22 protein-coding genes are annotated in these 24,682 nt (G+C 59.2%); 1 reads left to right on the top strand and 21 read right to left on the bottom strand.

Annotated features, from left to right (window positions below):
• Positions 1-141: 141 nt before the first annotated feature.
• From KDN35_RS00790 to KDN35_RS00700, 19 genes are all read right to left on the bottom strand, one after another.
• The gene (locus KDN35_RS00790; protein WP_171564326.1) at positions 142-1,488 is read right to left on the bottom strand and encodes a solute carrier family 23 protein; all 1,347 of its coding nucleotides are present in this window, start codon (positions 1,486-1,488) and stop codon (positions 142-144) included.
• Between the two features lie 191 nt (positions 1,489-1,679).
• A complete protein-coding gene (pyrR, locus tag KDN35_RS00785) occupies positions 1,680-2,219 on the bottom strand; it encodes a bifunctional pyr operon transcriptional regulator/uracil phosphoribosyltransferase PyrR (RefSeq protein WP_171564327.1) in 540 nt (179 codons plus the stop codon).
• A gap of 214 nt (positions 2,220-2,433) precedes the next feature.
• On the bottom strand, positions 2,434-3,876 hold the full coding sequence (locus KDN35_RS00780) for a TolB family protein (RefSeq protein ID WP_212131857.1): 1,443 nt from the start codon (positions 3,874-3,876) through the stop codon (positions 2,434-2,436).
• Positions 3,877-4,015: 139 nt separating this feature from the next.
• A complete protein-coding gene (locus KDN35_RS00775) occupies positions 4,016-4,945 on the bottom strand; it encodes an RluA family pseudouridine synthase (protein ID WP_171564329.1) in 930 nt (309 codons plus the stop codon).
• A gap of 60 nt (positions 4,946-5,005) precedes the next feature.
• A complete protein-coding gene (gene lspA / locus KDN35_RS00770; RefSeq protein WP_171564330.1) occupies positions 5,006-5,455 on the bottom strand; it encodes a signal peptidase II in 450 nt (149 codons plus the stop codon).
• A 129-nt stretch (positions 5,456-5,584) separates the two neighbouring features.
• Positions 5,585-6,226 carry a serine/threonine protein kinase gene (locus tag KDN35_RS00765; protein WP_171564331.1) on the bottom strand — a complete coding sequence of 214 codons (642 nt, stop codon included), beginning with the start codon at positions 6,224-6,226 and terminating at the stop codon, positions 5,585-5,587.
• Between the two features lie 204 nt (positions 6,227-6,430).
• Entirely contained in the window at positions 6,431-7,855 is a 1,425-nt protein-coding gene (locus KDN35_RS00760) for a phosphoglucomutase/phosphomannomutase family protein (RefSeq protein WP_212131856.1), read from the bottom strand.
• Between the two features lie 6 nt (positions 7,856-7,861).
• Positions 7,862-9,841: a glycoside hydrolase family 15 protein gene (locus KDN35_RS00755; protein ID WP_212131855.1), complete on the bottom strand. Its 1,980-nt coding sequence runs from the start codon at positions 9,839-9,841 to the stop codon at positions 7,862-7,864.
• 58 nt (positions 9,842-9,899) lie between these two features.
• Positions 9,900-12,281 carry a sugar phosphate nucleotidyltransferase gene (locus KDN35_RS00750; RefSeq protein WP_212131854.1) on the bottom strand — a complete coding sequence of 794 codons (2,382 nt, stop codon included), beginning with the start codon at positions 12,279-12,281 and terminating at the stop codon, positions 9,900-9,902.
• Between the two features lie 19 nt (positions 12,282-12,300).
• Positions 12,301-15,156 carry a 1,4-alpha-glucan branching protein domain-containing protein gene (locus tag KDN35_RS00745; protein ID WP_349290946.1) on the bottom strand — a complete coding sequence of 952 codons (2,856 nt, stop codon included), beginning with the start codon at positions 15,154-15,156 and terminating at the stop codon, positions 12,301-12,303.
• A gap of 5 nt (positions 15,157-15,161) precedes the next feature.
• Complete coding sequence (locus KDN35_RS00740) at positions 15,162-15,809, bottom strand: DUF4912 domain-containing protein (protein WP_212131853.1); 648 nt, start codon at positions 15,807-15,809, stop codon at positions 15,162-15,164.
• Between the two features lie 262 nt (positions 15,810-16,071).
• Positions 16,072-16,641 carry a manganese catalase family protein gene (locus tag KDN35_RS00735; protein WP_171564337.1) on the bottom strand — a complete coding sequence of 190 codons (570 nt, stop codon included), beginning with the start codon at positions 16,639-16,641 and terminating at the stop codon, positions 16,072-16,074.
• Between the two features lie 21 nt (positions 16,642-16,662).
• The gene (locus tag KDN35_RS00730) at positions 16,663-16,932 is read right to left on the bottom strand and encodes a spore coat protein CotJB (RefSeq protein WP_171564338.1); all 270 of its coding nucleotides are present in this window, start codon (positions 16,930-16,932) and stop codon (positions 16,663-16,665) included.
• The gene (locus tag KDN35_RS00725) at positions 16,929-17,153 is read right to left on the bottom strand and encodes a spore coat associated protein CotJA (RefSeq protein ID WP_171564339.1); all 225 of its coding nucleotides are present in this window, start codon (positions 17,151-17,153) and stop codon (positions 16,929-16,931) included. Before KDN35_RS00725 ends, KDN35_RS00730 begins: the two co-directional genes overlap by 4 nt.
• A gap of 398 nt (positions 17,154-17,551) precedes the next feature.
• Entirely contained in the window at positions 17,552-18,349 is a 798-nt protein-coding gene (locus tag KDN35_RS00720; RefSeq protein ID WP_212131852.1) for a DUF4247 domain-containing protein, read from the bottom strand.
• 12 nt (positions 18,350-18,361) lie between these two features.
• Positions 18,362-18,868 (bottom strand): DUF4178 domain-containing protein, encoded by a 507-nt coding sequence (locus KDN35_RS00715; RefSeq protein WP_171564341.1) that lies wholly within the window; start codon positions 18,866-18,868, stop codon positions 18,362-18,364.
• A gap of 21 nt (positions 18,869-18,889) precedes the next feature.
• Positions 18,890-19,294 carry a DUF350 domain-containing protein gene (locus KDN35_RS00710; RefSeq protein ID WP_171564342.1) on the bottom strand — a complete coding sequence of 135 codons (405 nt, stop codon included), beginning with the start codon at positions 19,292-19,294 and terminating at the stop codon, positions 18,890-18,892.
• 79 nt (positions 19,295-19,373) lie between these two features.
• Positions 19,374-20,039, bottom strand: coding sequence for a PspA/IM30 family protein (locus KDN35_RS00705; RefSeq protein ID WP_171564343.1), 666 nt, complete (start codon positions 20,037-20,039; stop codon positions 19,374-19,376).
• Between the two features lie 88 nt (positions 20,040-20,127).
• Positions 20,128-22,332 carry a DNA topoisomerase III gene (locus KDN35_RS00700; protein ID WP_212131851.1) on the bottom strand — a complete coding sequence of 735 codons (2,205 nt, stop codon included), beginning with the start codon at positions 22,330-22,332 and terminating at the stop codon, positions 20,128-20,130.
• 200 nt (positions 22,333-22,532) lie between these two features.
• On the opposite strand from KDN35_RS00700, the gene KDN35_RS00695 reads away from it, so the two are divergent.
• Positions 22,533-22,628 (top strand): YjcZ family sporulation protein, encoded by a 96-nt coding sequence (locus KDN35_RS00695; protein WP_171564345.1) that lies wholly within the window; start codon positions 22,533-22,535, stop codon positions 22,626-22,628.
• Between the two features lie 189 nt (positions 22,629-22,817).
• On the opposite strand, the gene KDN35_RS00690 is transcribed toward KDN35_RS00695, so the two are convergent.
• Both KDN35_RS00690 and KDN35_RS00685 read right to left on the bottom strand, forming a co-directional pair.
• A complete protein-coding gene (locus KDN35_RS00690; protein WP_212131850.1) occupies positions 22,818-22,973 on the bottom strand; it encodes a hypothetical protein in 156 nt (51 codons plus the stop codon).
• A gap of 58 nt (positions 22,974-23,031) precedes the next feature.
• Positions 23,032-24,660, bottom strand: coding sequence for a 2-hydroxyglutaryl-CoA dehydratase (locus tag KDN35_RS00685; RefSeq protein WP_212131849.1), 1,629 nt, complete (start codon positions 24,658-24,660; stop codon positions 23,032-23,034).
• Positions 24,661-24,682: the final 22 nt, after the last annotated feature.

The raw sequence follows: 24,682 nt of genomic DNA, 5'->3' as shown, positions 1-24,682 counted from the left end.
GATAAAAAAAGCTTCTTGCCGTCTTTGCCGTGAAGGCAGGTAAGGCAAGAAGCTCGTGATTTGCTTCCCTGTGCGCAGGTGAAACAGCGCCCAGCCGCCTTGCCAGCCTCTCGGGACTGATTTAAAGGTCGTCGGAACGTGTCAGGCGATATGCTTTTGTTCTTCGCGGTGCGCTTCCCCCATCGCCGATTCCTTGCCCGGCAGGATCAGGTGCAGCACGATGCCGAGGAAGGTGGAGAAGGCGATGTTGTCAATTGTCAGGTTGTGCAGGAAAGACTGCCAGAAGGAAACGCCCTCGAAGCTGATTTTGTAACCGCCGATCCCGGTCACCAGAATCGCGGCGGCAATGATCATGTTGCGCTTGTTGGAAAAGTCCACTTTGCTTTCGACGTACATGCGAAGCCCCTGGGCCGCGATAATCCCGAACAGGATGATGGAGACACCGCCCAGCACCGGCGTCGGAATCGTCATCAGGAGCTCGCTGATTTTGCCGCAGAAGGAGAACAGGATTGCCAATACCGCCGCCAGCGCAATCACCGTGCGGCTGAACACACGGGTGATGGCGAGCACACCGATGTTTTCCCCGTACGTGGTGGCAGGCGGTCCGCCAATCAGACCGGCCAGCGCGGTCGCCACTCCATCCCCCAGCAAGCTGCGGTGCAGTCCGGGATCTTTCATCAGATCGCGGTCCATTACCCGGCTCGTCACCAGCAGGTGGCCGAGGTGCTCCGCCAGCGTGACAAACGCGACCGGCGCAATGATCAGCGCCGCTACCCAGGCGGACGGGTCGCCGAGCGCGAAGGCCACTTCTTTCAGCTTGAAGTCCGGAGCGGAAATGATCTCTGCAGTAGCCACCTTGTTCAAGTCAATCAGCTCAGGATGACGCATGAGCGTGTAGAGGTACCCGGCGATGATGCCGATGAGAATCGGAATGAGGGCAAAAAAGCCGCGCAGCATCACAGCCGCCAGAACCGTTACAATCATCGTCACCAGTGAAATTTCAATGGAGGTGAGCGACATGACCGACTGGCCGTCCACCGTTACCTTGGTCGCCATATCGACGGCCACCACCGACAGGCTCAGGCCAATGACGACGATGACGGACGCGATCACCACCGGTGGCAGAACGCGGTCCAGCCACTTGACGCCGGCCTTCTGCACGATCGCCGCCACGATGACGTAGACCAGACCGGAGAGCAGACAGCCCAGCAGCGCGGTGCCGACGCCATAGGCCTGGCTTACCGTGATGATCGGGCCGATAAAGGCGAACGACGATCCCAGGTAGTTGGGCAGCTTGCCTTTGGTAATCAGCAGAAACAGGAGTGTTCCCACCCCGCTGGTAAAGAGCGCGGTCGCCGGGTCCAGGCCGGTCAGAATCGGCACCAGCACAGTCGCGCCAAACATCGCAAACAGGTGCTGGATGCTGAGCGGCAGCAGCTTGGAGACCGCGGGTGTTTCGTGCACATCGACAAAGTTTTTTTGACTCATCTGTATTGTCCCCCTGCGTTTGTTTTGTCTTTTATTTGTCTATACTGCACTGCGTATTTCGGCCAACAAAAAACCTCTTTGTGCAGGCACAAAGAGGCATACTCCTTCCATCCTTCCACGGGCATGGAAAGCGCGTAAACCTCTTCGCAACCTCACGGGATTGCGGTTAAAGAGGCGTATCCATTTTTGTCTCAGATCAACTGGCGGATGGTGACCATGTCCATCCCGTCCACTTCCGCCAGCTTCACGTCCACAATCTCAGTACGGGACGTAGGGACGTTCTTGCCGACAAAGTCGGGTCGGATCGGCAGCTCGCGGTGGCCGCGGTCCACCAGCACGGCCAACTGGATCATGCGTGGGCGGCCGTTGTCGATCAGCGCGTCCAGTGCGGCCCGAACCGTTCGTCCGGTGTACAGCACGTCGTCGACGAGAATGACCGTCTTGCCGGTGATGTCACCGGGCAACTGGGCACCGTGCAGCACCGCATCTTCTGATTTGTGCTGCAGATCGTCCCGGTAAAAGGTGATGTCCAACTGGCCGACCGGTACCTTGACGTTTTCGATCAGTTCGATCCGCTCCACCAGCCGCTGCGCCAGGTAGATGCCCCTCGTCTTGATGCCGGCGATGATACAGTCTTCCACACCCTTGTTCCGCTCGATGATTTCGTGGGCGATCCGCGTCAGTGCCCGACGGATGGCCGCTTCGTCCATGATGACGCTCTTGTTGATCACGTGCGCTTCCCTCCCGGAAATCGGCTTGTCTTACCTGTGGCACAAAAAAGGCTTCTTGTCAGGCGACAAGAAGCCACTGGCCGATGACAGGCAAAAGGGGTGATCCGCCCTTTTTCCTGCCGTCTCTGCGTATCCGTGCCCTTGCCAGCCTCACAGGACTGGATTTAAAGGTTCCCTTTGTCAGAATGAATTATGGCACGAATCGCAAGCCGTGTCAATGAGGTTTTTGCTCTTTCCAGAAAACGCTGATCCACGCCGGCAGGTGGTTGCCGTAAAACCCGACGGAACCCGTCACATGCCGAAGCAGTTCCACTTCGCGTTCACTGCCCGTTTTCAGATAGAGCGAGCCGTGTTCGGCGGCATCAAGCCGGACAAACAGCAAGGCGTTTCCGTCCGGTGACAGGGTGGGAAAGATATCGGCCGTCTTGTCCGTCCCCTGCGTCACAGCCTGCTGACTGCCGTCAGCGCTTCGCCGCCAAATGCGCTGCCCGGGCACCTTCGGATTTTCCGGGTCGTCCTCAAAATACGTCTCAACACCGCGGGTAAAATACAGCGTGTACGGAGAGGCGGCTGTCCACGTCGGCTGCGCATCCACCTTGTCCGGCTGCCCTGCCGGGATCACCCGCCCGTTGGCATCGGCAATCATCACGCGCTTGTTGTGCGTGGCCATGCGATCTTCGCCGTCGATAAACGCCAGCAGGCTGCTGTCCGGCGACCAGGCCAGCCACTGCGGATAGGCCAGACCGCTGCCGATGTCCACCGGTTTGCTGCCGGAGCGGGTCAGGTCAAGGATCTGAATCGGCACGCCGTCATTAGAAAGCGAAGCGGCATTCATCCACACATAGTAAGCCACCCGCTTGCCGTCCGGAGCGACTTTCAACCCTGTAGCCTCCAGCGGATAGATGTCTTCGTCCACATTGGACTGCTCGGTAAGCGGATAGACGGCCAGCTGATTGCCTGCCAGATCAATGAGCCTGAGCGTCATCGGACGGTCCGAAGCGACAGGCACGGAGACGAGCAGGCGCTTGCCGTCCGGCATCCAGGCAAAATCGGCCAGCTCCATCGTCTGGGTGCTGACGACGCCCGCTTTCTCCCCGGCCATTTCCGCCACCACCAACAGCTTTTTTCGGTCCTCGTCCGCCCCGGACGCAGCGACCAGGTAGGCGAAGGTGCGGGAGACAGGCGACCACTTGGGATGTTCCAAGACGGGCCGCACATCCACCTGGAATGCTCCGGTTCCGTCCGCCTTCACCGCCCACAAGTAAGCCGGTGACGAACTGGAGCGCGCCTCCTTTTCGTACAGCAGGTAGAGCAGCCATTTGCCGTCGGCCGACCACCCGGCGATCTCTGCTTCACCCTGCGTCGTCACCTGCACGGGCACGGCGTCGGCCTTGCTGGCGTCGAGTATCCACAAATGCTTATTGTGGATAAACGCGATCGTCGCCGGAACGGCAGTCTGGCTGACGCGCTGAGGGGCGTCTGCGGCCCGCTCTCCCGGCTGCACGTCTACCGCCGGTTCACTTCCCGTCGGCAGGGATGGCGCGGGAGCCGAGCCCTGACCCGTCGCGACCGGGACTGTTCCGGTCTGGGCGGATGTGGTCAGCACCGACGCCGTCAGCGCCGCTGCACATGCCGCCAGTTTCACCATCGTCCACATGCGTACTCCTCCTTTTTCTCTCGTCGTTGGTATGACGATACCAACGCGGCAATGTTTCATCGGCAACAAAAAACGCCAGGGAACATCTGTGGTACTCCCTAGCGTTTAATTCGCTGAACCGTATTATGTGTGCGCTGTGTCAGGCTTGCCGCAGCTGGTGAATCACGTCCAGCAGATCCTGCGGCAGCGGCGCTTCAAACTCCAGCCGCTCGCCCGTGCGCGGATGGTCAAAGCCCAGCGTTTTCGCGTGCAACGCCTGGCCGTTCAGTTCCAGCGTGTTTTTCGGCCCGTACTTGGGGTCTCCCGCCAGCGGATAGCCGATGTATTTCATATGCACCCGGATCTGGTGGGTGCGCCCCGTCTCCAGCTTCAACTCCACCAGGGTAAACGCCTTAAACCGTTCCAGCACGACAAAATGGGTGACGGCCGGTTTGCTGTTTTCAAAGACGACGGCCATCTGCTGCCGGTTTTTCGGGTCCCGGCCGATCGGCGCGTCGATTGTGCCCATTTCGTGCGGGATAACCCCGTGCACGATGGCCACGTATTTGCGGTTGACGCTGTGCTCTTTCAACTGCCGGGCGAGGCTGACGTGCGCCTTGTCGTTTTTGGCCACCATCAACAGACCGGACGTGTCCTTGTCGATGCGGTGGACAATGCCAGGCCGAAGCACGCCGTTAATCCCCGACAGATCCTTGCAGTGGGCCAAGAGACCGTTGACCAGTGTGCCGCTGTAGTGTCCGGGGGCAGGATGGACCACCAGCCCGCGCGGCTTGTTCACAACAATTACGTCGGCGTCTTCGTAAACGATGTCGAGCGGCATCGGCTCCGGCTCGATCGCCATTTCCTTCGGCGGGGGGACGCGCAGCGTAATCTCGTCGTCCGCCGCCAGCTTGTAGTTGCTTTTCACCGGCTCCCCGTTGACGGACACTCGGCCTTCCTTGATCCAGATTTGCACTTGTGACCGGGACCAGTCTTCGTTTTGCATCGTGATGAATTTGTCAATCCGCTCACCCGCGTCGGCAGGCTCAACGGTCCAGTCGTACCGTTCAAACAACTGCGTGTCGTTCATCTCTGTCTCCTCGTATGTAGTACGCTAGTATCGTTTACAACCACTCGTTCCATTTACCACTTACTCGGCCTTGCGTCTGCCCTCCAGCAGCACGTCCAGCAGCAGCAGGGCAACGCCGAATGTAATGGCCATATCGGCTACATTGAAAATCGGAAAGTTGATCAGGGTAAAATCGAGAAAATCGACCACCTGGCCCGTGCTGACGCGGTCGATGAAATTGCCGATCGCCCCGCCCAACACCAGCGAAAGCGCGAGAGACACGCGCGGCTGCCGCTTGCCGATGCGCACGAGCGACACCAGAATGCCGATCACGACGGCAATCGTGATGATCACAAACAGCCATCGCTGGTTTTGCAGGATGCCAAATGCCGCTCCCATGTTCCGATGGGACGTGAGGTGAAACACATCTGGAATCAGGGGAATCGACTGCCCCAGTTCCATCCGGGTCACCACCAGGTTCTTGGTCCATTGATCGAGCGCGACAATGGCAGCAGCAATGAGATAGTACATCGATGGGGTCCTCCTTACTCCGACTCAGACAGCCAGCAACATGACGTCAACAGAAAATGATACCACAGCGCCGCTTGTGAAACAATGAAACGATCCACGCTCCCCGTGGACCGGTGCGTCTTCCCCTGCTCACCGAAAGAGGCGGGACAGCTTTTTGTAGTACCGATACCCTTTGCGCACGCCATCCAGCACCCAGAGCGGTATCTTCCAGCCGCGGTCCTTGAAAAGCGGCAGGTAGAACTTGTAGTACGCCCGTCGCAAGTCGCGCCACTTGCTGTCCGGTATGTTTTTGTAGTAGTCGGACACGTCGATCAGATAGCCCCGCCCCTGATCCATCAGCACGTTTTTGGCGTGCACGTCGTGGGGATACAGCCCCTTGGACCGGGCTTCCTCCAGCGCCTCCTCCACGTCCTCGATCACCTGCGGCGGGATCGGAATGCCGTAGCGAAGGCAGTCAAACAACGAGATGCCTTTGATCCGCGTCAGCACCAGAAAGCAGGGCTCCGCCTGATAGCAGACGGGAAACGAGCGGGTCTGCCCCAGCTTGCGGTACACGTCCACTTCCTGTTCCCAACCGGGACGCCCCGGTGCGTACAGCTTCACCACCACGTCCGGGTAGTCAGGATGGGCGAACACCGCCGCGTAGTTGCCCCTTCCCACCAATTCCCACGGGTACGGTGTGTGCAACACGACGACCGGGTCGTCCGGCGAACGGCTTTCCAGTTTTACCTCACGCAGGAACGGGTCCAACACGTCTCGATGAATGCGCATGTGTCCTCTTCTTTCGTCACGGAAGGGTTTCTTCTTTTTGATTCTAGCAAAACCAGAAAATTAGGCAACCTGCTCGGCGGATGCTGTTGAACAACGGCAAAAGCCGCCTCCCCGCCGCATGGGCCAGTCTGGGAGGCGGCCTCTTTTATTTTTCCCCGCACATGCATGTTCGTTTCCGGCAAGACCGCAAAAGGGGCTTGTTCGTTACGCGTTGATCTCGATAAACCAGTCTTGGACAGCCTCTCTGATCTGTTCAAGAGCGGCAGGGTTCGCCGCCTCGCAGTAAATGCGGAGAAGCGGCTCCGTTCCGGACGGACGGATCAGCACCCAATGACCGCCGTCGAGCAGCAGCTTGACGCCGTCCATGCGGTTTACTCCCCGCACTGCAAACGGGCCTACCTGGCCAGGCGGCACCGCCAGCATCTGCTGTATCCAGCGTTCTTTTCCCGGCAGGCGGATATCCAGGCGCGTCGAAAACAGCTCGCCATACTCGTCGCAGACCTCCTGAAGAATCTGATCGATGCCTTTCTTTTCCCAGGCGCACATCTCCGCCAACAGCAGGTTGATCAGAATGCCGTCCTTTTCCGGAATGTGGCCGAAAATGCTGGCGCCGCCGCTTTCCTCGCCGCCGATCAGCACGTCTCCCCGCAGCATTTGGGCGCCGATGTACTTGAACCCAACCGGCGTCTCCACCAGCTCCAGACCGTAGCGGGCCGCCATCCGGTCCAACAGGTGGGTGGTCGCCACGGTGCGTACGATTCGGCCGCGCAGCCCCCTGTTTTTGACCAGATGGCGGGTCAGCAGGGCGAGCACGGCGTTGGGCGGCACGTACCGGCCGAAACGGTCAACGGCTCCGAAGCGATCCCCGTCTCCGTCATTGGCCAACCCCAGGTCGGCCTGCCGGTCGATGACCTCCCTCTTCAACAAGGACAGGTGGTGATCGTTCGGCTCCGGCAGGCTGCCGCCAAAAAACGGGTCGGCCGTCTCGCGGATGCTGATCGTCTCCACCCCTGCTTCTTTCAGCAGTCCGCTTACGTAGCCAATCCCGGCGCCGTGCATGGGATCAATCACGACCCGCAGCGGTGATTGTTTCAGCACGTCCAGGTGGACCATTCGCCTGAGATGCGCCTCGTAGTGCGGACGGAGCACGATCACCTGCAGCAGCTTGCGCGCCTTGGCTTCATCCAGCGGAATGTCCCGGACGCCGCCCGCCTCCTGGACCGCCCGGATCAACGCTTCCAGCCTGCTGGTGATCTCCGGAGCGGCCGGTCCGGCATAATCGGGAATGTATTTGATCCCGTTGTACTCAGGCGGGTTGTGGCTGGCGGTAATCATCACCGCGCCGCTGGCGGCAAAATGCTTGACGCCAAAGGCCACGGCCGGCGTCGGTGCTGCTTCGTTGACCAGATAGACGCGAATGCCGTTGGCGGCCAGCACGCCTGCCACGGTCTCGGCGAAGCGTCGGCCCAAAAAGCGCGTGTCATGACCGATGAGAATGCCCTGTTCCTGTTGGCCGATTTCCCTGGTATAGGCTGCAATGGCCTGGGCGACGACGCGCACGTTTTCCATCGTAAATTGATCGGCGACGATGGCGCGCCAGCCGTCCGTGCCAAAGCGGATGTCGTTCACTGCGATTCACCTCTCCCTTTTTTGCTTCAGCTCGTTTGCTTTGTCCACGTAACGCAGCACCGTGGCGACAAAGGTGGCGTGCGACCAGGTGAGCGGCGCAACGGAGACGGGCTCGCCGGTGTACGGGTCCAACTGCTCCGACAGCACGCCGCTTTCCATCGCGTGCCGCACCACCCAGTCGAGCCGCTTTTTCGCTTCGCCAAGTTCTTCCAGCGATTGCGCTTTCGCAATTTCCCAATCGGCTACCCACAGCGTGCAGATAATCCAGGGGTTCCCCGGCACCCTGGCCGCGTCGTGTGCCTTGCGAAAATACGGATCACCCTGGTACCGGGCGATTCCGCCCACCGGCGTATCCACCCGCAGACTGCGCCTAACCGCCTCCATCGTGCTGACGACCCGGGGATCGTCTGCCGGCATCACGCCCAGGGCAAACAGTCCGTACAGGCTGCTATCCACCGTTTCATCCTTTTCCAGCTTTCCGTCTGACCGCAGGTACCCCCCGCGCAAAAAACGGCAGAGGTCCGGATCGTACAGATGCTGCAACATGGCCGCACGGACGCGCTCCGCCCCTTCGTCATAGCGCTGGAAGCGGTGATCGTCGCCAAACAGTTGGGCAAACCTTGCCGCCGCCTTGAGCCCGGCGTAGACGGTGGCACTGGTAAAGGTAAAGATTCCTCTGCGCTCTTCCCACAGATCGTAGCTGGGGAGGGGGAGGTGCCATTCGGGATGGAGATGGGACAGCAAAAACCGGGCCGCCGGCCTGACCAGTGTGGGATACAGCCGCTGGCAAAATTCAATCTGCTTGCTGCAGCGGTACATCTCCCACAGCGCGTGGAGAACAAGCGCCGTCTCGTCCTCCTGGATGGGAAGCTGGTACTCCCCGTCCCGAACAAACGGGTGCCAGCTCGAACCGACAGACCCGTCTGGATTGTACTTGTGCAGCAGATAGCCGTCCTCCGTCAGCGCGTCACGGCAAAAGCGAAAAAACGGCGCCACCGTCCCGCCGTATCCCGCGCGGACCATCGCGCTGGCGACCAGCGCCCCGTCGCGCGGCCACATGTAACTGTAATGATCGCGGTTGTACTGCAGGATGTCCGAATCGTTGGCGGCCAGAATGGCGCCGTTCTGATCAATCTGTGTTTGGATGATCAACAGGCTCTGTTTGTACAGGCGGATCACCTCAGGCGGCAGGTCAGCAAAGCTTTGCTCCTCCTTGTTCACCCAACGCCGCCAGTAGACGTCCACGCGCGACAGCAGCCGGTCCGCTCCGCTGTCCAGCACGTACTGGTTCAATTCCTTGACCGCCGGGTACGTGTCACCAACGCACATCCAGTAGTACAGCGTCTGCTCCGCCAGCGGCTCCAGCACAAGGCGGAACGAAACGGTGCTGTCCACCGAGCCCTGCGCGATCGTGTTTCCTTCCAGCAGACCGTCCTCTGCGTCCCGCCAGGTTCCTTCCGCGTAATTAAACCGCTTGATGCCCACACTGTACTGAAAAATGCCGCCGTTCTCCGCCGTCCGGCCGTTCACCATGATGTAGACATTGCGCTTGTAATGGTACACGGTGTGAAGCAGGGGATCGTACACGGCCGTATCCCCCACTTCGGTCTCGTTCAAGCTGAAGTCGTGATGAAAAAACAGGCGCACTTCCCGCGTCTCCGCGAAGTGGTTGCGGACACGGACCTGTTTGAGGTAAATCGGGTCGCGCTGATGCACGCCGTCTGCGATGCAGAGCGAAAGCCCCAATTTCTCGTGACGGGCGGTGACATCGGTGACGAGCGACTCGTCGCGATAGCCGAGCCTGCGTTCCCATCCGTCTTCATCCAACCAGGAAAACCGCCCCTGCACCCAGATGCCCAGCTTGCAGTAATGACCGCCCACGTGATTCAGTTGCCCGACATACGGATAGAAGAGATCGCGCATGCGCAGTCTGTCGTCAAAATTGATCAGCAGCTTTCCGTTACCCACCACAAGCGGTCTTGGCATGATGTCACGCCCCTTCCGATCTGAAACTTCACGAGAAGGTTCCCGAAAACAAGGCGCGTTATCGGGACTGGAACTCCGCTATCCTCCGGGCGAACAATGCGGCGAGCGTCGATGCTGATTCCGCTGTCACGCCCTGTGAAATGATATTGACGTGGGAATGTTCTGTATCCGGCAGAATCAGCACCCAGCCGTGGGCGTCGTACACCTTGATGCCGTCCACCAACTCCAGCTGCTGGCCTTTGTGTTCCTCCAACATTTTACGCATCACTTTTCCCTTCCATGCCCACGGACAAAACACCGTCGTTTTGTCCATGTGGCACGCCGGAAGCTGAGCGGTCAACTGGCTGAGCGGCTGTTTTTCCCGTGACAGGTGCGCAAGGATGCAGACCAGGCTGAAAACCGCATCAAACAGCGGATGGAACCGCTCGTCCGGCGACACCTCCATCATCGCGCGCGGCGACAACTTGGTGCGGACCACCTCCACCTGCATCCGCCGGGCCAGCTGCTCCATCTCTTCCGGCGCGCTGACCGGCAGGCCGATCTGCCGTCGCTGCCCCCGGCAGGCGAGGAGCTGCAGCGCCATAAGTTGTTCCGGTGTCAGGCGTTCCCCCGTGTCCGTGAACAGCTCGAACTGCTCGCCGTTTTTGTGCAGGCGGACAGCCAGATCGACACCGTGCCTGCCGACCCCTTCTGCGACGGCGCCGTACACGGCGGTCACACCCAGCGCGCCAAACAGCGGAGCCAGAAACGCCGGCAGGAAGCGGGGCTCGCACTCGATTAGCAGGTTGAATCCCCGGCGCCGAATCAGTGCCGCGTCGATCTGCTCCAATAGTTCACGCGTGTAGGTTTCCTGCACCTGGTGTTCCACGTGCAGATAACCCAGGTGGTGCAGCGAACGGACATACGTCTCCTGCCAGCAGGCATTTTCAATTTTCCGCTCCCAATCGCGGGAGACCGGCAGCCCCAGCTGGTCGACGAACTGGATCACTACTTGCTTCTCCTCAGCCGATTCGTCCATGTGGATGTGAATCCCGCCCTGGCAGTGAAACTGTCGGACGGCGTACCGGTTTACCGGCGCGATGCTGATGCCGATGTCGATCGTGTCAATTCCGGACGAGCAGAGACTGGTCATGACGCTGTGCTTGAGCAGTTGGGCAAACGGGTGGGCGCAGGCGGACAGGGCGATTTTGCTGCCCGGCTTGAGCAGGTAGGCGTATGCGGCAGCCAGCCGGGTTACGAACTCCGGCGTAATCTCCACATTTGCCAGCCCTTTGATGCCATTGCCGCCGAACAGGCGTTTTGACTGCTTGGTTCCGTAAATGAGCGACGTGTGTACGTTGGCGCATTCCTCAATTTCCTTGTGGGGCCAGACCTTGACCCCGTCTTTTACCACCGCCTTGGCACCGATCCGGCAGCGGTCGCCGATGACCGCGCCCTCGCCCAGCAGGACACACGGTCCGACGCTCACGTTGCGGCCCAGAATAGCGCCTGTCAGTTCCGCCCGCTGGCCGATATAGGAGTTTTCCCACAAAATCGACTGCCCCAGCCTGGTCCCGGCGCAAATGACCGAATGACTGCCCAGCACGGAGTAGGCACCGACCGACACACCCGCTTGCAAATGGACGTTTTCCCCGATGTACACGGGCCCTTCCAGCCGCACGGACGAATCAATCCGCACGTGGTTTTCGAGAAAGATCCGGGGGGCAATCTCTCGCGCGTCAATCTCCACCCGCACCCGTCCGTCCAGCATGTCAGCCTGCGTCTGCCGATACACGTCCAGGGACCCGATGTCCGACCAGTAGCCCTCCGCGATGTGGCCGAACAGCGGCAGAGCCGCGTCCAAAAAGGCGGGAAACAGCTCTTTGCTGAAATCCACTTCTCTGTCTTCTTCTATGTAAGAAAGCACCTCAGGTTCGAAGACGTACATGCCTGTGTTGACCGTATCACTGAACACTTCGGCCCAGCTGGGCTTTTCCAGGAACCGGGTGATTCGTCCGCTCTCGTCCGTCATGACGACGCCGAATTCCAGCGGCGTCTCCACTCTGGTCAGGATCAGCGTGGCCAATGCGCCGTTTCGCTCGTGAAAACGGACAGCCTCTGTCAAATCGATGTCCGTCAAGGTGTCTCCGCTGATCACCAGGAACCGGTCATCCAGGAATTCAGCGCAGTTTTTGACGCTGCCCGCCGTGCCCAATGGCGTCGCTTCTTCGAAATAGGTAAGCGAGACGCCAAAGCGTGATCCGTCGCCAAAGTAGCTGCGGATGGCATCGGGAAGGTACTGCAGCGTGACCGCGATGTCCGTAATGCCATGGCGTTTCAGCAGGTGGATCGTGTATTCCATGCAGGGACGGTTTAACAACGGCACCATCGGTTTGGGCGTATGGACCGTCAACGGGCGCAGGCGGGTTCCCTTGCCGCCGGCCATGATCACTGCTTTCATCAACCGTTCCTCCTCTCGGTCAGATCGAAGTTGCCCAGGCTGAACCCAATGAACGATACAAATCCATCGTCTGAAGCGCCAACCGGTTCCAGTCGTATTGACACAGGATGTCCTCACGCGCCGTGCGGACCAGCCGCTCGCGTTCATCGGGGCAGTGCAGGAGCCAGCACAACTGATCAGCAAGCGAATTGGCGTTGCCGGTGTAAAAGGTGAGCCCGTTTTCGCCGTGGCGGACGATTTCCCGCAAGCCTCCCGTGTCGGCCACAATCACCGGTGTCCCCAGCGCCATGGCTTCCAGCGCCACGATGCCGAACGGCTCGTACAAGCTGGGAAAAACGGCTGCCGCTGCCATTCGGAAGAGCAGATTGCGGCGGTCGTCGTCGACAAAGCCGAGAAATCGGACGCGAGACGCCAGCCCCCGCTGCTCCGCCATCTGCCGCCACTCTTCCAGCATGGGCCCTTTTCCCGCCAGAACGAAGACGGCTTCCGGGTGTTCGTGCAATACGCGGGGGGCGGCCTCCAACAGCAGGTGCACCCCTTTTTCCCGCACCATCCGGCCGACAAAGAAGATGACCGGTCCCGTCCCCAGCCCCAGTTCCTCCCGCACGACGCGCATGCACTCTGCTTCATCCGCAGTCGCGGCCGGCGGGCATGCGACGCCGTTGGGGATCACGGCGATACACTCATGCGGTACGCTAAACAGCCTGTTCACCTCCCCGGCCATGTAGCGGCTGCACACGATGAGGCGGTCGGATGCGGTGGAGAGAAGCTGTTCGCGCTCGTGAATCCGCTGCTGCAGCGGGGTGTGAATCCCTTGATGACGGCCGTGTTCCAGCGCGTGGATCGTCGTCACCAACGGCCGTTCCCAACGCTGTTTCAGCTCCAGCGCTGCCCATCCGACCATCCAGTCGTGCGCGTGGATGAGATCGGGCCGAAATCCCTGCCGCACCAATCGTTCCGCCGCGTCTGTCATCGCCAGGTTGAGCTGAAATACCCAGTCGAGAAAATCGCTCTGCTCTCCCGGGACGTAGGTGTTGAGCCAATGGACGCACACCCCGTTTACCAGCTCCGAGTGCGCTGCCGTACCTGGTGAGGCTGTCAATACGTGCACCTCTGCGTGCTGCCTTGCCAGATGGCAGGCCAGGTCGTACACGGCCCGGCCCAGTCCGCCGACGACGCGGGGCGGAAACTCCCAGCTCAACATCAGCACCCGAAGCCCTTCTTGACGCTCACTGCCGGCGGCCACATACTGACGCGATACGTTCACTCTATGCGAACTTATCGGCAAATAGTACCGCAGGTCCAGATCGGGGAAAAGCGGATACGCCTGCTCTCTTGCGGCCAGTCGCTCGGGATCAATCGTCCCCGCCTCAATCTGCTCCACCAGCTCGCGAAAGCAGGTGAGATGGTCGTGAGTGCGGCGGACGGCGTAATCAACCACGGTTTGTCCGTCCATGATAAAAGCCCAGTCACTGCTTTGCGCCAGCATCAGCTCCCGGGCCGCCTGCTGCAGTCCGCGCCGCAACAGCGGACGTGCCTCATGATCGTCATGGGTCTTTTCCACCAGTTCGATCAGGTCCCGTTCAGCCTGGTGCAGGTGGCGGTAAATCCAGCTGTTTCGCTCGTTGAGCCAGACTTCGCCGTAGCCGTTTCGCCCCCAGGACGACATCGGCAGACGCCCCCGGTCAATCTGGGGGTAGGCGTCCAGGTAGGCGGAGGGCGTGGTCAGACTGATCACATGTGAATCGCAGGCAGCCTTCCGCAGCAGAAAATCGAGAAACTGCGGCCCTTCGTACCACCAGTGGCCGAACAGTTCGGCGTCGTACGTGGCCGTAATCAGCGGAGGGGGATCCAGCCATTCGGCCGCCTGCACCACCTGTGCCTCCCGACTGGCGAGGAAATGACCGGCGTGAACGTCCGCCTTCTCCCTCGCCCGGTCGGGATCGTAAATGGCTTTTGGCTCATCCCGCCCGGTGATCCGGTGGTACTTGAGTCCTGTATGTACGCGGAATCCCTCGGGATGAACGTACGGAGCGATGTACGCCCAGTCCAGATCAAACCCGATGTCCCGGTAATATTCCCGGTAATCGTAATCTCCGGGATAGCCGGTGACAGAGCTCCACACTTGACGCGACGCTTCTTCATCGCGTGGAAAGGCGGCTACGTCGTACGGGGTCAACAGCGGCGCAAACAGCCCCCGCCGCGGATGAGGAGTGGCGTGGCGAACCGTGTGGCTGTCGGTGAAAAAGTAGCGGATGCCCGCCTCTTTCAGCAGGCGGTCCAGCCCCGGGGTATAGCCGCACTCGGGCAGCCAGATTCCCGCGGGACGGCGGCCGAGAATACGCTCATGCGTATCAATCCCTACCATAAGCTGGGCGCGGATTGCCTCTTCCGTCTCTACAAAGGGGAGAAACGCGTGAGTCGCGGCGCACGTAATCAGCTCCACGCAGCCGCTCTCCTGCAGCCGTTTCAAAGCGGATACAAGCGCATAATCCCACTTGCGGCAGTACTGGGCGATTTCCCGAAAGCGCTGCAGATACATTTTGGCGACGCGGTGCTCCTCCGGGCTGCCGCTCGTCCGCTTGCATTCCTTTCCGGCCAACTCGACCGTTTTGGCGAGATGGCGCCGGAATCTCTCACGGATCAACGGATCGTCAAGCATGGACAGCAGCGGAGGTGAAACGGCCAGCGTGATGCGAAACGGGATGCCGTCCGCGAGCAGCTTTTCAAACACCAGCAACAGCGGAATGTACGATTCGAGCATGGCCTCGTACACCCAGCGCTCTTCCAGGCGATCATCCCGCTCGCCATCCCGCACGTAAGGCATATGGGCATGCAGCACGAGGGAGAGATAACCGTTTGACACCACAGACACCTCGCTCATTTTGACGTTTTGGGATAGAGGGAATAGGAAGAAAAGTTCTCAAACCAGGCTGGTACGCGCGTGTCGGTGGCTGGCTCCACCAGCGGCTCGCCCCATGCGGCAGGGTAATTGCGCGGTGTCGCTGCCGGTTCCGAGCGCAGGATCGGGTAGAAGCGCTCGCGGTGGAACAGACCAAAGTCGGCGATGTACGTTCTCCCCGGCTGGACGTCATGCACAAACCAGGAGTGGGCGTCATGTGACACGGTCACGTCCAGGTGGCAATGCGCGTTGGTGCCGTCAAACAAGCAGTCGGTCACGTCGTAGAGACGGAGCCCCTTGTCGATCTGCCGGTAGTCTGCCTGCAGGTAGGATGCGACCATCCGCATGCGCGGCCAGGTGATCTCCCAATAGACAAACAGCACCGTCGGCCCCTGCACCATCAGTTTGACCACATCCCTCCCGTAAAACGGCGGCAGCCGCCACCCGTCGTCCGGTTTGTTCTTTGGCGGGACAGCATTCCGGCTGCTGGAGTCAGGTTCGGCCGCCGAACGCGATCTGCCCTTCTGCAGCCGGTATTTCACCTGGCCCACGGTCAGCCCGCATTCTTTGGCGATTTGCGCGATGGTCATGGACTGCGAGCGAAGCTGTAAGATTCGTTCCAACATCGTTGAACGCTCCTTTCTGCCGGTATCCTCCAAGCACGAGACTGGCGGAGGCGACGGGTCTTTTGCCAACAATGCCATCATAGCCAAAACCGCCCATCAAAGACTGTCGAACAGTGTGTGCACATCCTTTCTTCTTTTGTCGAGTTTCCGACTGTTTTTCGTCATGAAAACTGACGAACTGCAGGATGGCGAAAGACCCGTTGACCTTTCGGGAAATCAGGGCAAGAAAAAAACCACCTGTACAGGTGGATCAGACAGTAAATCAGAAAAATTTCTTTCGTCCCTGCTCTTCTTTCAAGAGTTCCACTGCTTCACGAAATCTCAGCGAGTGGACGATCTCCCGTTCGCGGAGGAATTTGAGGCCGTCCTTCAGGTCGGGATCGTCCGTCATGTCAATCAGCCATTGATAGGTGGCTCTCGCTTTTTCCTCGGCGGCAATATCTTCGTACAGGTCGGCAATCGGGTCGCCTTTGGCCTGGATGTACGCCGCCGTCCAGGGGACGCCGGCGGCATTGTTGTAAAACAGCGCCCTGTCGTGATTAACGTAGTGGGGGGAGAGGCCGGCTTCCTCCAACTGCTCGATCGTGGCGTCTTTCGTCAACTTATACACCATGGTAGCAATCATTTCCAGGTGCGCAAACTCTTCTGTCCCGATATCCGTCAACAGACCGATCACCTTGTCAGGGATGGTGTACCGCTGGTTCAGGTAGCGGAGCGCCGCCGCCAGCTCCCCATCGGCGCCGCCATACTGCTCGATCAGGAGCTTCGCCATACGCGGATCGCATTTGCTCACGCGTACGGGGTACTGCAGTTTTTTCTCATAAATCCACACGTTTGATTCTCCTCCTCATCCTCATACCTGCCACGGCCACGGCGTTTCGGGCCACTGCCAGGGATATCCGGAATAGCTGTGTCCGAATTGCAAAAGCGGTCCGTAATGAGCCTCAAACTCGCACGCCACCTGCCAGCGTCTGGCGGAGTACTCGTTGAACTGCTGGACCGCATTCATGTCGTCTCGGTGAGTGTTCAGGTACAGCGACAACTCCACCAGCACGAAATCGAGCGCCTGCAGCTCATGCAGAAGCTGGTAGTAGCGTTCGTCCACTTGTTTGCGATCGCTCACTTCCGCTCCCTCCCTTTTCGATCCCGTCCCTCGTACGGACTGTACAATGCCGGCCAGAGCACGCCGTGGCGCAGCGCTTCGTGAGCAGAAAACTGCGGCAGTCCGGGGGGCTGAAAATTCATGAACAGGTTGGGGGGGACCACATAGGTTTTCACCCGGATCGGCGGACACGGGTCAAAGGGGCTGACGTACGGATAATACACTCTCGTCTGCGAATCCAACGAAGGTGACCTCCTTGCTAGGTGATTGACTAACCAGTATCACTGTATGACACTCACCTACCTGCGGTGTTGGGCGGTCGCCCGTTTGTGTGGCATAAGAAAAACCCGCTGTGCTCAGCGGGTTACAGTGTGTAGAAAATGACCATTGCGAGGAGAACACGTTTCCGTCAGCCGCTCCGTGCTCGCCCAACAGAGAAACACATACTGCTCGCTCCGCATTGATTTGCGGGGGATCGCCAAAGCCGCATGGCTACGCAGATTGTTCAACGGTGGCGATCCTTTTTCCCGCAAATCGCTGCTCCGCTCGGCAGGGCTCACAAGTCGCTCTGCCTGGAAACGTGCTTCTCCTTCGATGCAATCGGGTTGGCTTCAGTCGGAAACCCGCTGTTTTCAGCAGGTTATCGTCGTTTGGTGATACGGCCGAAGCCACCAACCTTCGTGCGCGGAGGCGATTTGCTTCGCGGCGGGGAGAAGATTGAGGATTTTTTTGTGGATGTCGAATTGGAGATGGTCGTCTTCTTGTCAGACTTGCGGATAATCCGCCCGACCTGCCCGGATGGCGCTGTGGACGGTTCCGTCTTTTTTTTGATGATGCTGCCGTCCGCACCGACTCCGGAACTCCGATCGGCAGGCTTGTCGCTGCGCTTGATGATGCTCCCCGTTCCCTGCTTGGTGACAGGAGGAGCCGCCTTTTTTTCCTGCTGGGTGGGGACCCGGTACGTCCCCCCTGGTTTGTAGATGTCTCTTGTGGTATACCCTCGATACGAACCGGTGGCATGTTTGTGCGCATCGAAGAGGTCATCCAGCAGGCTGGCGATGATGAACCCCTCCAGAAACGACGGATCGTAATTTTGCCGGACAAACTCCTTGCTGTCCACTTCGATGAGCGTGTCCGAAGGCTTCTCTTGATCCTGCTGCAGGTGGTACCATTCATCCGGATAGATGAGAAACATGTGTTTCTCGTCTTCTTTTGAGATTTCGTCCGGCTCTCGCTGCTCTGCCAGTTCGCGGGCCACTTCCGGCACTGTTTTGTTTTCGGCGCGGTAGACGCGGGAATACTGCCCGTCGTCCTTGGAGATCACCGATTCCAGCGGATAGTCCAATCCGGCCGACGGTTTCCCGCAGCCAGCCAGGGACAAGAGCAAGAGCGCTGGCACCAACAAGATCGTGACCGCTCGAAACAACCGCTGTGCCATCCTCATCCCTCCCTACGTTCCGCGCAAGACCTGCACGTCAGCCGAGAGGACAAACTCTCCCTCGTACAGCATGAAACGGCCGTCCTGCCATTCGATCCGCAGCAGATGGCGCTGGTCGGATTGAAACTGCCAGATGTGCTGCTCGCCTGACGAAGAAAACGGGGTTTTGCCCTGGGCCGTCACGTGACCGCTGTAGTGTTCCTCCAGGTGGTAGTAGACCCCGTCCATTTCGATCGTGGTCGGGACTCCATCGTCAAAATCCAGCCGGCCGTCAATGGCGCTGTAGAGCTGATACACCACCTGTTCCCGCTCTTCGATATAGAGATAGCGAATCTGCTGGCCGTCCTGCAGGGTCAGCATCACGGCGTTTCGACTGACGTTTTGAATCCTGCCCGTCACCTGATAGGTGACCAGGGAAACCTCCACCACATCTCCCGGCCCAACAGTGAGGATGCTGCGCTCTGCGGGCAGCGGCTCATGCTTGGCAAAGAGACCGTGGATTCGCTTGAACAAACTCATGGATGCCCTCCTTTCCCCGCACTACAGACAAGCGGCCAAAATCAAAGCGCCGACGATGTGGAAAGAGCCGGCCAACAATGCGTACGCGACTTTCCCCTGCCGCGTTCCCTCGTCCAGATCAAACGACGCAGCCATTTTCAACAGCCGTTCGACAATCCATTCCAGCATGAACAAAATGACAAATGAAACCACAGACACCAACAGGGCAATAAACAGATCGTTGGAAGTGGCAATCGACCGGGACAAGATATAGCCCTGGGCAAACAGCTTCATGACGAAACGGGTCGTTACCGCCACGTTCCCGTTCTTCATTTCCGTAATGTCCTTGTATTTGGTGAACAAACTGTCCACCCACATGAGCACAAACAAGAGAATGGCGCCGGCCCCGGTCCACACCAGCATGGCCAGCACTTCAAACCACGACAAAGTCCATCCCTCCACAGCGTCAAAATTTACTTGCGGCAGTTCGCGGAATCAGAGAAAAAGGGGAACCGCCTGGAGCGGTTTACCCCTCGTATTTTTTCATCAGGGCCGCCAGTTCGTCTTCAATTTCCTGATCACGGTTCAATTTGGCGATTTCCTCGTCCAGCGATGTTTCTTTTTTGTACACGTCGCCGCTGGCCTCCGCTTCCGCTTCGAGCTGCAGCGCCTTCTCCTCCATGCGCTTCAACCCCGCCATCGCCGTATTTGCGTCGAACCCGGACATCGCCTTGTTGATGTTTTTCTGGGCCTTGGCGGCGTTGACGCGGGCGACCAGGGTCTCCCGTTTGTGTTTCAGCTCGTTGATCTGCTTGCGCATTTCCGCCAGCTTTTCGCGCAGGTTGTCAGCCGCCTGTTTATTCTGCTCGTAGCTTGCCTTGTACTCCTCCATCTTTTGCTGGGCCGCTTTCTTTTCTTCCAACGCGCGTCGGGCGAGATCGACGTTCTTCGCCTGCGCAGCCAGATGGGCCTGCTCGTCGCGTTTCTTGACGAGGGCTTCCTGCTCCTCGTACAGCAGCTTGAATTTTTTCTCCAGGGCGATTTGGGCAGCGACAGCTTTTTCCGCTTCTTCCAGATCGGCCTGCATGTCGCGCAGATACTGGTCTGTCATTTTAACGGGGTCTTCCGCTTTTTCAATCAGAGCATACAGATTGGCCATGGTCAGGTCTCGCAGACGTTTGAAAAACGACATGACATTTTTCCTCCTTGCATAAGAATGTCAACGCAGCTGCAACTGCGCCTCTCTAACACGTATCTACGAAAAAAGAGGGGCCTCGGTTTCAACCGGACTCCTTTCGTTTGCGCATGCTGCCCTTGCGCTCTCCCTCGCCGCCAGCATTCTGCTGCAAACGCACCTTTTGCTCCCGGTCGTCCCACAGCAGGTAGGCGTCGAAGCGCTCTTCGCCCTTTTGAAATCCTTTGATGAGATTGCTTCTGCCCGACTCCATCAGCCGTTTGACGTTGGCGGCGGAAATTTTCTTGCCCAAAATGGTCTTGGACAGCGTCACGCCGCAGCCGGTCTTGCGGTAGTTGGCACAGCCGTAAAAATCCCCTTTGTCCACCAGATCGCCGCCGCAGGCGCGGCAGGCGGCCACCTTTTTGCCCAGGCTGAACCGAGAGGACTGCCTCGGCATCGCCGCCACGTCGTATCCGTCCAAATTCCAGCTTTGCGACTGTTCCACCGCATCCTGCACGATCTTGCTGGACAGTTTTTTCACCTGCTCCATGAACGCCTGCGGCGAGGCCAATCCCTGCCCGATCTCCGCCAGACGCTGCTCCCACCGGGCGGTCATTTCCGGCGAGGCCAGGATCTTGTCACCGATCAGATCGATCAAAAGCATACCCTTGGGGGTGGCGTACACCTGGTTCCGCTTGACCTCGATGTACTTTCGCTGTTTCAGTGTGGCGATGATGGCGGCGCGGGTCGCTTCGGTGCCCAGCCCTTCCGTCTTCATCAGCACCTTCTCCAGCTCTTCGTTGTCCAGATGCTTGCCCGCCGTCTTCATCAGCGTGATCAGCTGACCTTCGGTGTAGCGCTTGGGCGGCTGCGTCCTGCTCTCCTTGACGCTTGCTTTGCACACCCGCCCCTCTTCTCCCTCGGCCAGCGGCGGCAGCACCGGTTCGTCCTCTTCCTTCTCCTCGTCGAACAGCACCGACCGCCATCCGGCCCTGAGCTGCACCTTTCCCTTGCTGACAAATGCAGCCCGGCCGTCCACCAGCGTGACCACCGTCGTGTAATCAAACAGCGCGCTCTCATAATGGGCGGCGATCAGCCGGCGGGCCACCAGGTCGTAGATTTTCCGCTCGTCGTCCCCCAGCTTGGCCACGGTGGGCACCTGCTCCGTCGGGATAATCGCGTAGTGGTCCGTTACCTTTTTTTGGTTGACGTAGCGTCGATCTTGGGCGATCGAGGACTTCGGCGCGGGAAAAAAGCCGCGGTACTCCGGCTGTCTGGCCAGCCTGGCAAGGATATCCGGGAACGCCCGCGCCTCCTCGGCCGTCACAAAGGCGGAATCAGAGCGCGGATAGGAGAGATATCCCTTGACGTACAGCTTTTGCGCCACGTCCAGCGTCTTTTGCGGCGAAAACTTGTACAGCTTGTTGGCGGCCGCCTGGAGGGAAGAGAGGTTGAACAGGTACGGGGGCAGGAATTCTTTCCGCTCCGTCTTCACCTCCGACACGCGTACCGGTTTATCACGGCAAAACGCGGCGATCCGCTCCGCCAGCTCGGGGTCGTTGATCCGCGATTGCCCGTCCTTCTGCCAGACGCCTTCATACCGTTTGCCGCACACGTCGAAGGTGGCCTTTACTTCCCAGAACGGCTCCGGCCGAAACGAGGCGATTTCCTTTTCCCGCTTCACCACCAGCGCCAGGGTCGGGGTCTGTACCCGGCCGGCGGAAAACACATCGCTGATTCCTTTTTTCTTTAGCAGGATGGTGTACACGCGGGAGGCGTTCATGCCCACCAGCCAGTCGGCGCAGGCCCGGCTGTACGCCTCGTGGTACAGATTGCGCGTCTGCTCCTCCTCCAATAGCGATGCGAAGCCGGCGACGACAGCCCGCTCCGTCAGCGACGAGATCCACAGCCGCTTCATCGGCTTGCGAACCCCGCTCATCTCCACGATCGTCCGCACGATCAGCTCCCCTTCCCGTCCGGCGTCGCCTGCGTGAATGATCTCGTTTACGTCAGGCCGCCTGAGCAGCTGCTTGATAATCCCGAACTGTTTGGCCTTGCCCTTTATCACCTGATGGCGAAACGATTCCGGGATGATCGGCAGCGTCTCCACCGCCCACTTTTTCCAGGCAGGATTGTACGCTTCCGGCGGCACCAGCTCACACACGTGACCTACCGCCCACGTGATGTAGGCCCCCCGGGGAAACAGCTGGTTTGGCTGAATTTCCACATAGCCCTGCTTCTTTTTATGCGCAAACGGACTGGCCAACTTGAGCGCCTGGTCCGGTTTTTCGGCAATGATGACTTTCATGCGTGGCATTCTCCCCATCCGTCTGGAAACATTTGTTCTGACTTCTATTGTACTACAAGTCCGCGGACCTGTCCCGGCTTGTCCATCCGTTGTCCAAACGGGGGGATTTCCTCGTCGGTGCGTCCAGCATTGGGCGAGCGTACAGGCAAAACCCACTGCGCACACATACAGTATGATAGTCGCGGAAAGGAGGGGTAGTGATGAGCAGTATCTTCAACGGTTGCGGATTTGACGAATTCAGCCTCGTGCTCGTGCTGTTTATCCTGTTGGTCATTGTCGGCTGCAGTTGTGAATAACGAAAACAAAGCAAAAGCAGACAGATCCATGCAAAGGGAGAATTCGGGGGCATTCTCCCCTTGCATGCACTCCGCTATGGCTGGTGAGAAAACGCCGCCGACGGTCGATGGTACACATCTCTCCTCATGTATCCACAAGCACCAGATACCTGTACGCCTTGGCATGCTCGCTGCGAGCGATGGGGTGTCTCATTTCTTCTTGTCGTTCAATTCCACCACGTAGCCGATCAATTGAAGGACAGCCCCGATCAGCGACAATACCTGCCCGATCAACTGCAGTTCCTGAGTGGGCGTCGGGCGATTTTCTTTTTCCTTCATGTCTTCTCCCCCGGTATCGTTTTTCATCAGGATATGCAAAAAACGCGCTTTCCGCTGCTTGGCGAAAAAACGCGTTTTTTTCGTGCTAGACGCTGTGCATCTCCTCTTTGCTGCTCCGAACGGACAGCCAGGGAAAGCGGCGCAGGCTGTAGACGGCGTTGGCCGCCGTACAGGCTACCCGGTGCCGACTGGTCTTCAACGGATGGGCAAAGGCCGGGCGGTCTGCCAGGTTCCGCAGCCTCTCCAATGTGATCCCCTGCTGCGCCAGAGCTTCCTCAAATTCTTTCTGGGCGGCTTGCTTTGCTTTGAACAGCATCATCTGCACCCTGCTGTAGACGTTGATCGCGCCGTCTCCTGTCGTCTCGATCGGGAGGAAAATGGCATCCGGGTACTTTTCCGTGATCAGCGACTGCACGCCGTCCGATACCCCGGAAGACGGCATGCAGCCGAACGGCTTGACGGAGATCGTCATGTTCACTTTCCGCTTGACCACGTTCAGGATCAGCTTGCCCACTTCCATGTGGCCTTCGCCGCCGCGCAGGTGGTTGTTGTAATGCTGATGCGCAACCCGGGCCACCTCATCCATGTCCGGCAGATGGTAGCCGGACAAGCCCAACAGCTTTGCGTAGCTGTAAAACATCAAGCGGAGAACGCGGTCGGCCGCCCACAGCATGCGCAGGCGCATGACCGGATTTTTGCCGGCAAGGCCGTAGCGGCCGCCGTCCTCGCCGCGCAGCCTCATGCGCTTCAGCGTGTCGTAGCGCCCTTCCCAGATCAGGTAGAGAATCCAGGCAGTCAGCAATTGCACGTCTACCTCGGCCCCTTCCTTTTCCAGAAAGCGCTGCAGTTGATAGTTGCCGTCGCCCTCCGTCGTCATCGCCCAAAACTCGCCGATCACGCTCACCTTGGGTTTGGCCTGCGTCCGGTCCACCCGGATCGCCTGCAGCTCCCTGCGGCATGCCAGCAGGGCGGGAATCAGCCATTTGCGCTGGCGCAAGGCCTCGTACAGTCGATGTTTGCAGCGCTCGAGCGCGGCATCGGTGGCGCCCGGTTCCACTTCGTAGGGACGGATGCGATAGCCGATGGCATTCAGAATGTCGCCCAACAGGGCCGCTTTCAAGAAACTGAGGAAGAACGCGGTGTCCAGCTTGAGGGCGGAGTCGCCGCCGGTCGCCTGCTTCAGCCCGCTCTGCTGCTGAAACAGGAGCACGCGGAAGCCGTCAAACCCGGCATCGCGCAGCGCCTTGCGATACTCCGTCACATACGTGCCGAAGCGGCAGGGCCCGCACGAACCGCTGGTGATGAACAGGTAGTTTGCGACGATCTCCTCTTTTGATTTGCCCTCCACGTCCCGCAGATACGTCAAATACTTGATCAGGTTGCCCACGGTAAAATACGTCGGATTGCACTGGCCGCGGTTGCCAAACTCCTTGCCGTACCGAAGCGACTCGTTGTCGGGACAATCCAGGTGCTTTACGTTGTAGCCCAGCCCGGAGAGCGCCCCTTCGATCAGGTAGTCGTGGGCCATGGTCAGTCCGCCGAAAAGGATGGTGGTGCTGGCCTTGTCCCTGGCCAAAAACTGGCGGGGAACCGGATCAAACCACTGCTGCCGACTGGCTGTCAATCCCAGCGCCTGCATCTGCTCTTCCTGATAACGGCGCAATTCATCGGCAATCGCGTTTTCGTTCCCGGAAATTTCTGTGGTGGTTGTCATACCTTTTCGCCCCTTTCAGATA

It is taken from the genome of Brevibacillus sp. NL20B1, assembly GCF_018195675.1.
Classification (GTDB): domain Bacteria; phylum Bacillota; class Bacilli; order Brevibacillales; family Brevibacillaceae; genus Brevibacillus; species Brevibacillus aydinogluensis.
The sequence above is the reverse complement of the archived record's forward strand: the minus strand, read 5'-3'. Positions and strand labels throughout refer to the sequence as shown.

What these genes read in the sequence shown, in the direction of transcription:
- KDN35_RS00790 (WP_171564326.1), bottom strand. Translation starts at nt 1,488, where the DNA reads ATGAGTCAAAAAAACTTTGTCGATGTGCACGAAACACCCGCGGTCTCC.
- KDN35_RS00780 (WP_212131857.1), bottom strand. Translation starts at nt 3,876, where the DNA reads ATGTGGACGATGGTGAAACTGGCGGCATGTGCAGCGGCGCTGACGGCG.
- KDN35_RS00775 (WP_171564329.1), bottom strand. Translation starts at nt 4,945, where the DNA reads ATGAACGACACGCAGTTGTTTGAACGGTACGACTGGACCGTTGAGCCT.
- lspA (WP_171564330.1), bottom strand. Translation starts at nt 5,455, where the DNA reads ATGTACTATCTCATTGCTGCTGCCATTGTCGCGCTCGATCAATGGACC.
- KDN35_RS00765 (WP_171564331.1), bottom strand. Translation starts at nt 6,226, where the DNA reads ATGCGCATTCATCGAGACGTGTTGGACCCGTTCCTGCGTGAGGTAAAA.
- KDN35_RS00755 (WP_212131855.1), bottom strand. Translation starts at nt 9,841, where the DNA reads ATGCCAAGACCGCTTGTGGTGGGTAACGGAAAGCTGCTGATCAATTTT.
- KDN35_RS00750 (WP_212131854.1), bottom strand. Translation starts at nt 12,281, where the DNA reads ATGAAAGCAGTGATCATGGCCGGCGGCAAGGGAACCCGCCTGCGCCCG.
- KDN35_RS00740 (WP_212131853.1), bottom strand. Translation starts at nt 15,809, where the DNA reads ATGTTGGAACGAATCTTACAGCTTCGCTCGCAGTCCATGACCATCGCG.
- KDN35_RS00720 (WP_212131852.1), bottom strand. Translation starts at nt 18,349, where the DNA reads ATGGCACAGCGGTTGTTTCGAGCGGTCACGATCTTGTTGGTGCCAGCG.
- KDN35_RS00715 (WP_171564341.1), bottom strand. Translation starts at nt 18,868, where the DNA reads ATGAGTTTGTTCAAGCGAATCCACGGTCTCTTTGCCAAGCATGAGCCG.
- KDN35_RS00705 (WP_171564343.1), bottom strand. Translation starts at nt 20,039, where the DNA reads ATGTCGTTTTTCAAACGTCTGCGAGACCTGACCATGGCCAATCTGTAT.
- KDN35_RS00700 (WP_212131851.1), bottom strand. Translation starts at nt 22,332, where the DNA reads ATGAAAGTCATCATTGCCGAAAAACCGGACCAGGCGCTCAAGTTGGCC.
- KDN35_RS00695 (WP_171564345.1), top strand. Translation starts at nt 22,533, where the DNA reads ATGAGCAGTATCTTCAACGGTTGCGGATTTGACGAATTCAGCCTCGTG.
- KDN35_RS00690 (WP_212131850.1), bottom strand. Translation starts at nt 22,973, where the DNA reads ATGAAAAACGATACCGGGGGAGAAGACATGAAGGAAAAAGAAAATCGC.
- KDN35_RS00685 (WP_212131849.1), bottom strand. Translation starts at nt 24,660, where the DNA reads ATGACAACCACCACAGAAATTTCCGGGAACGAAAACGCGATTGCCGAT.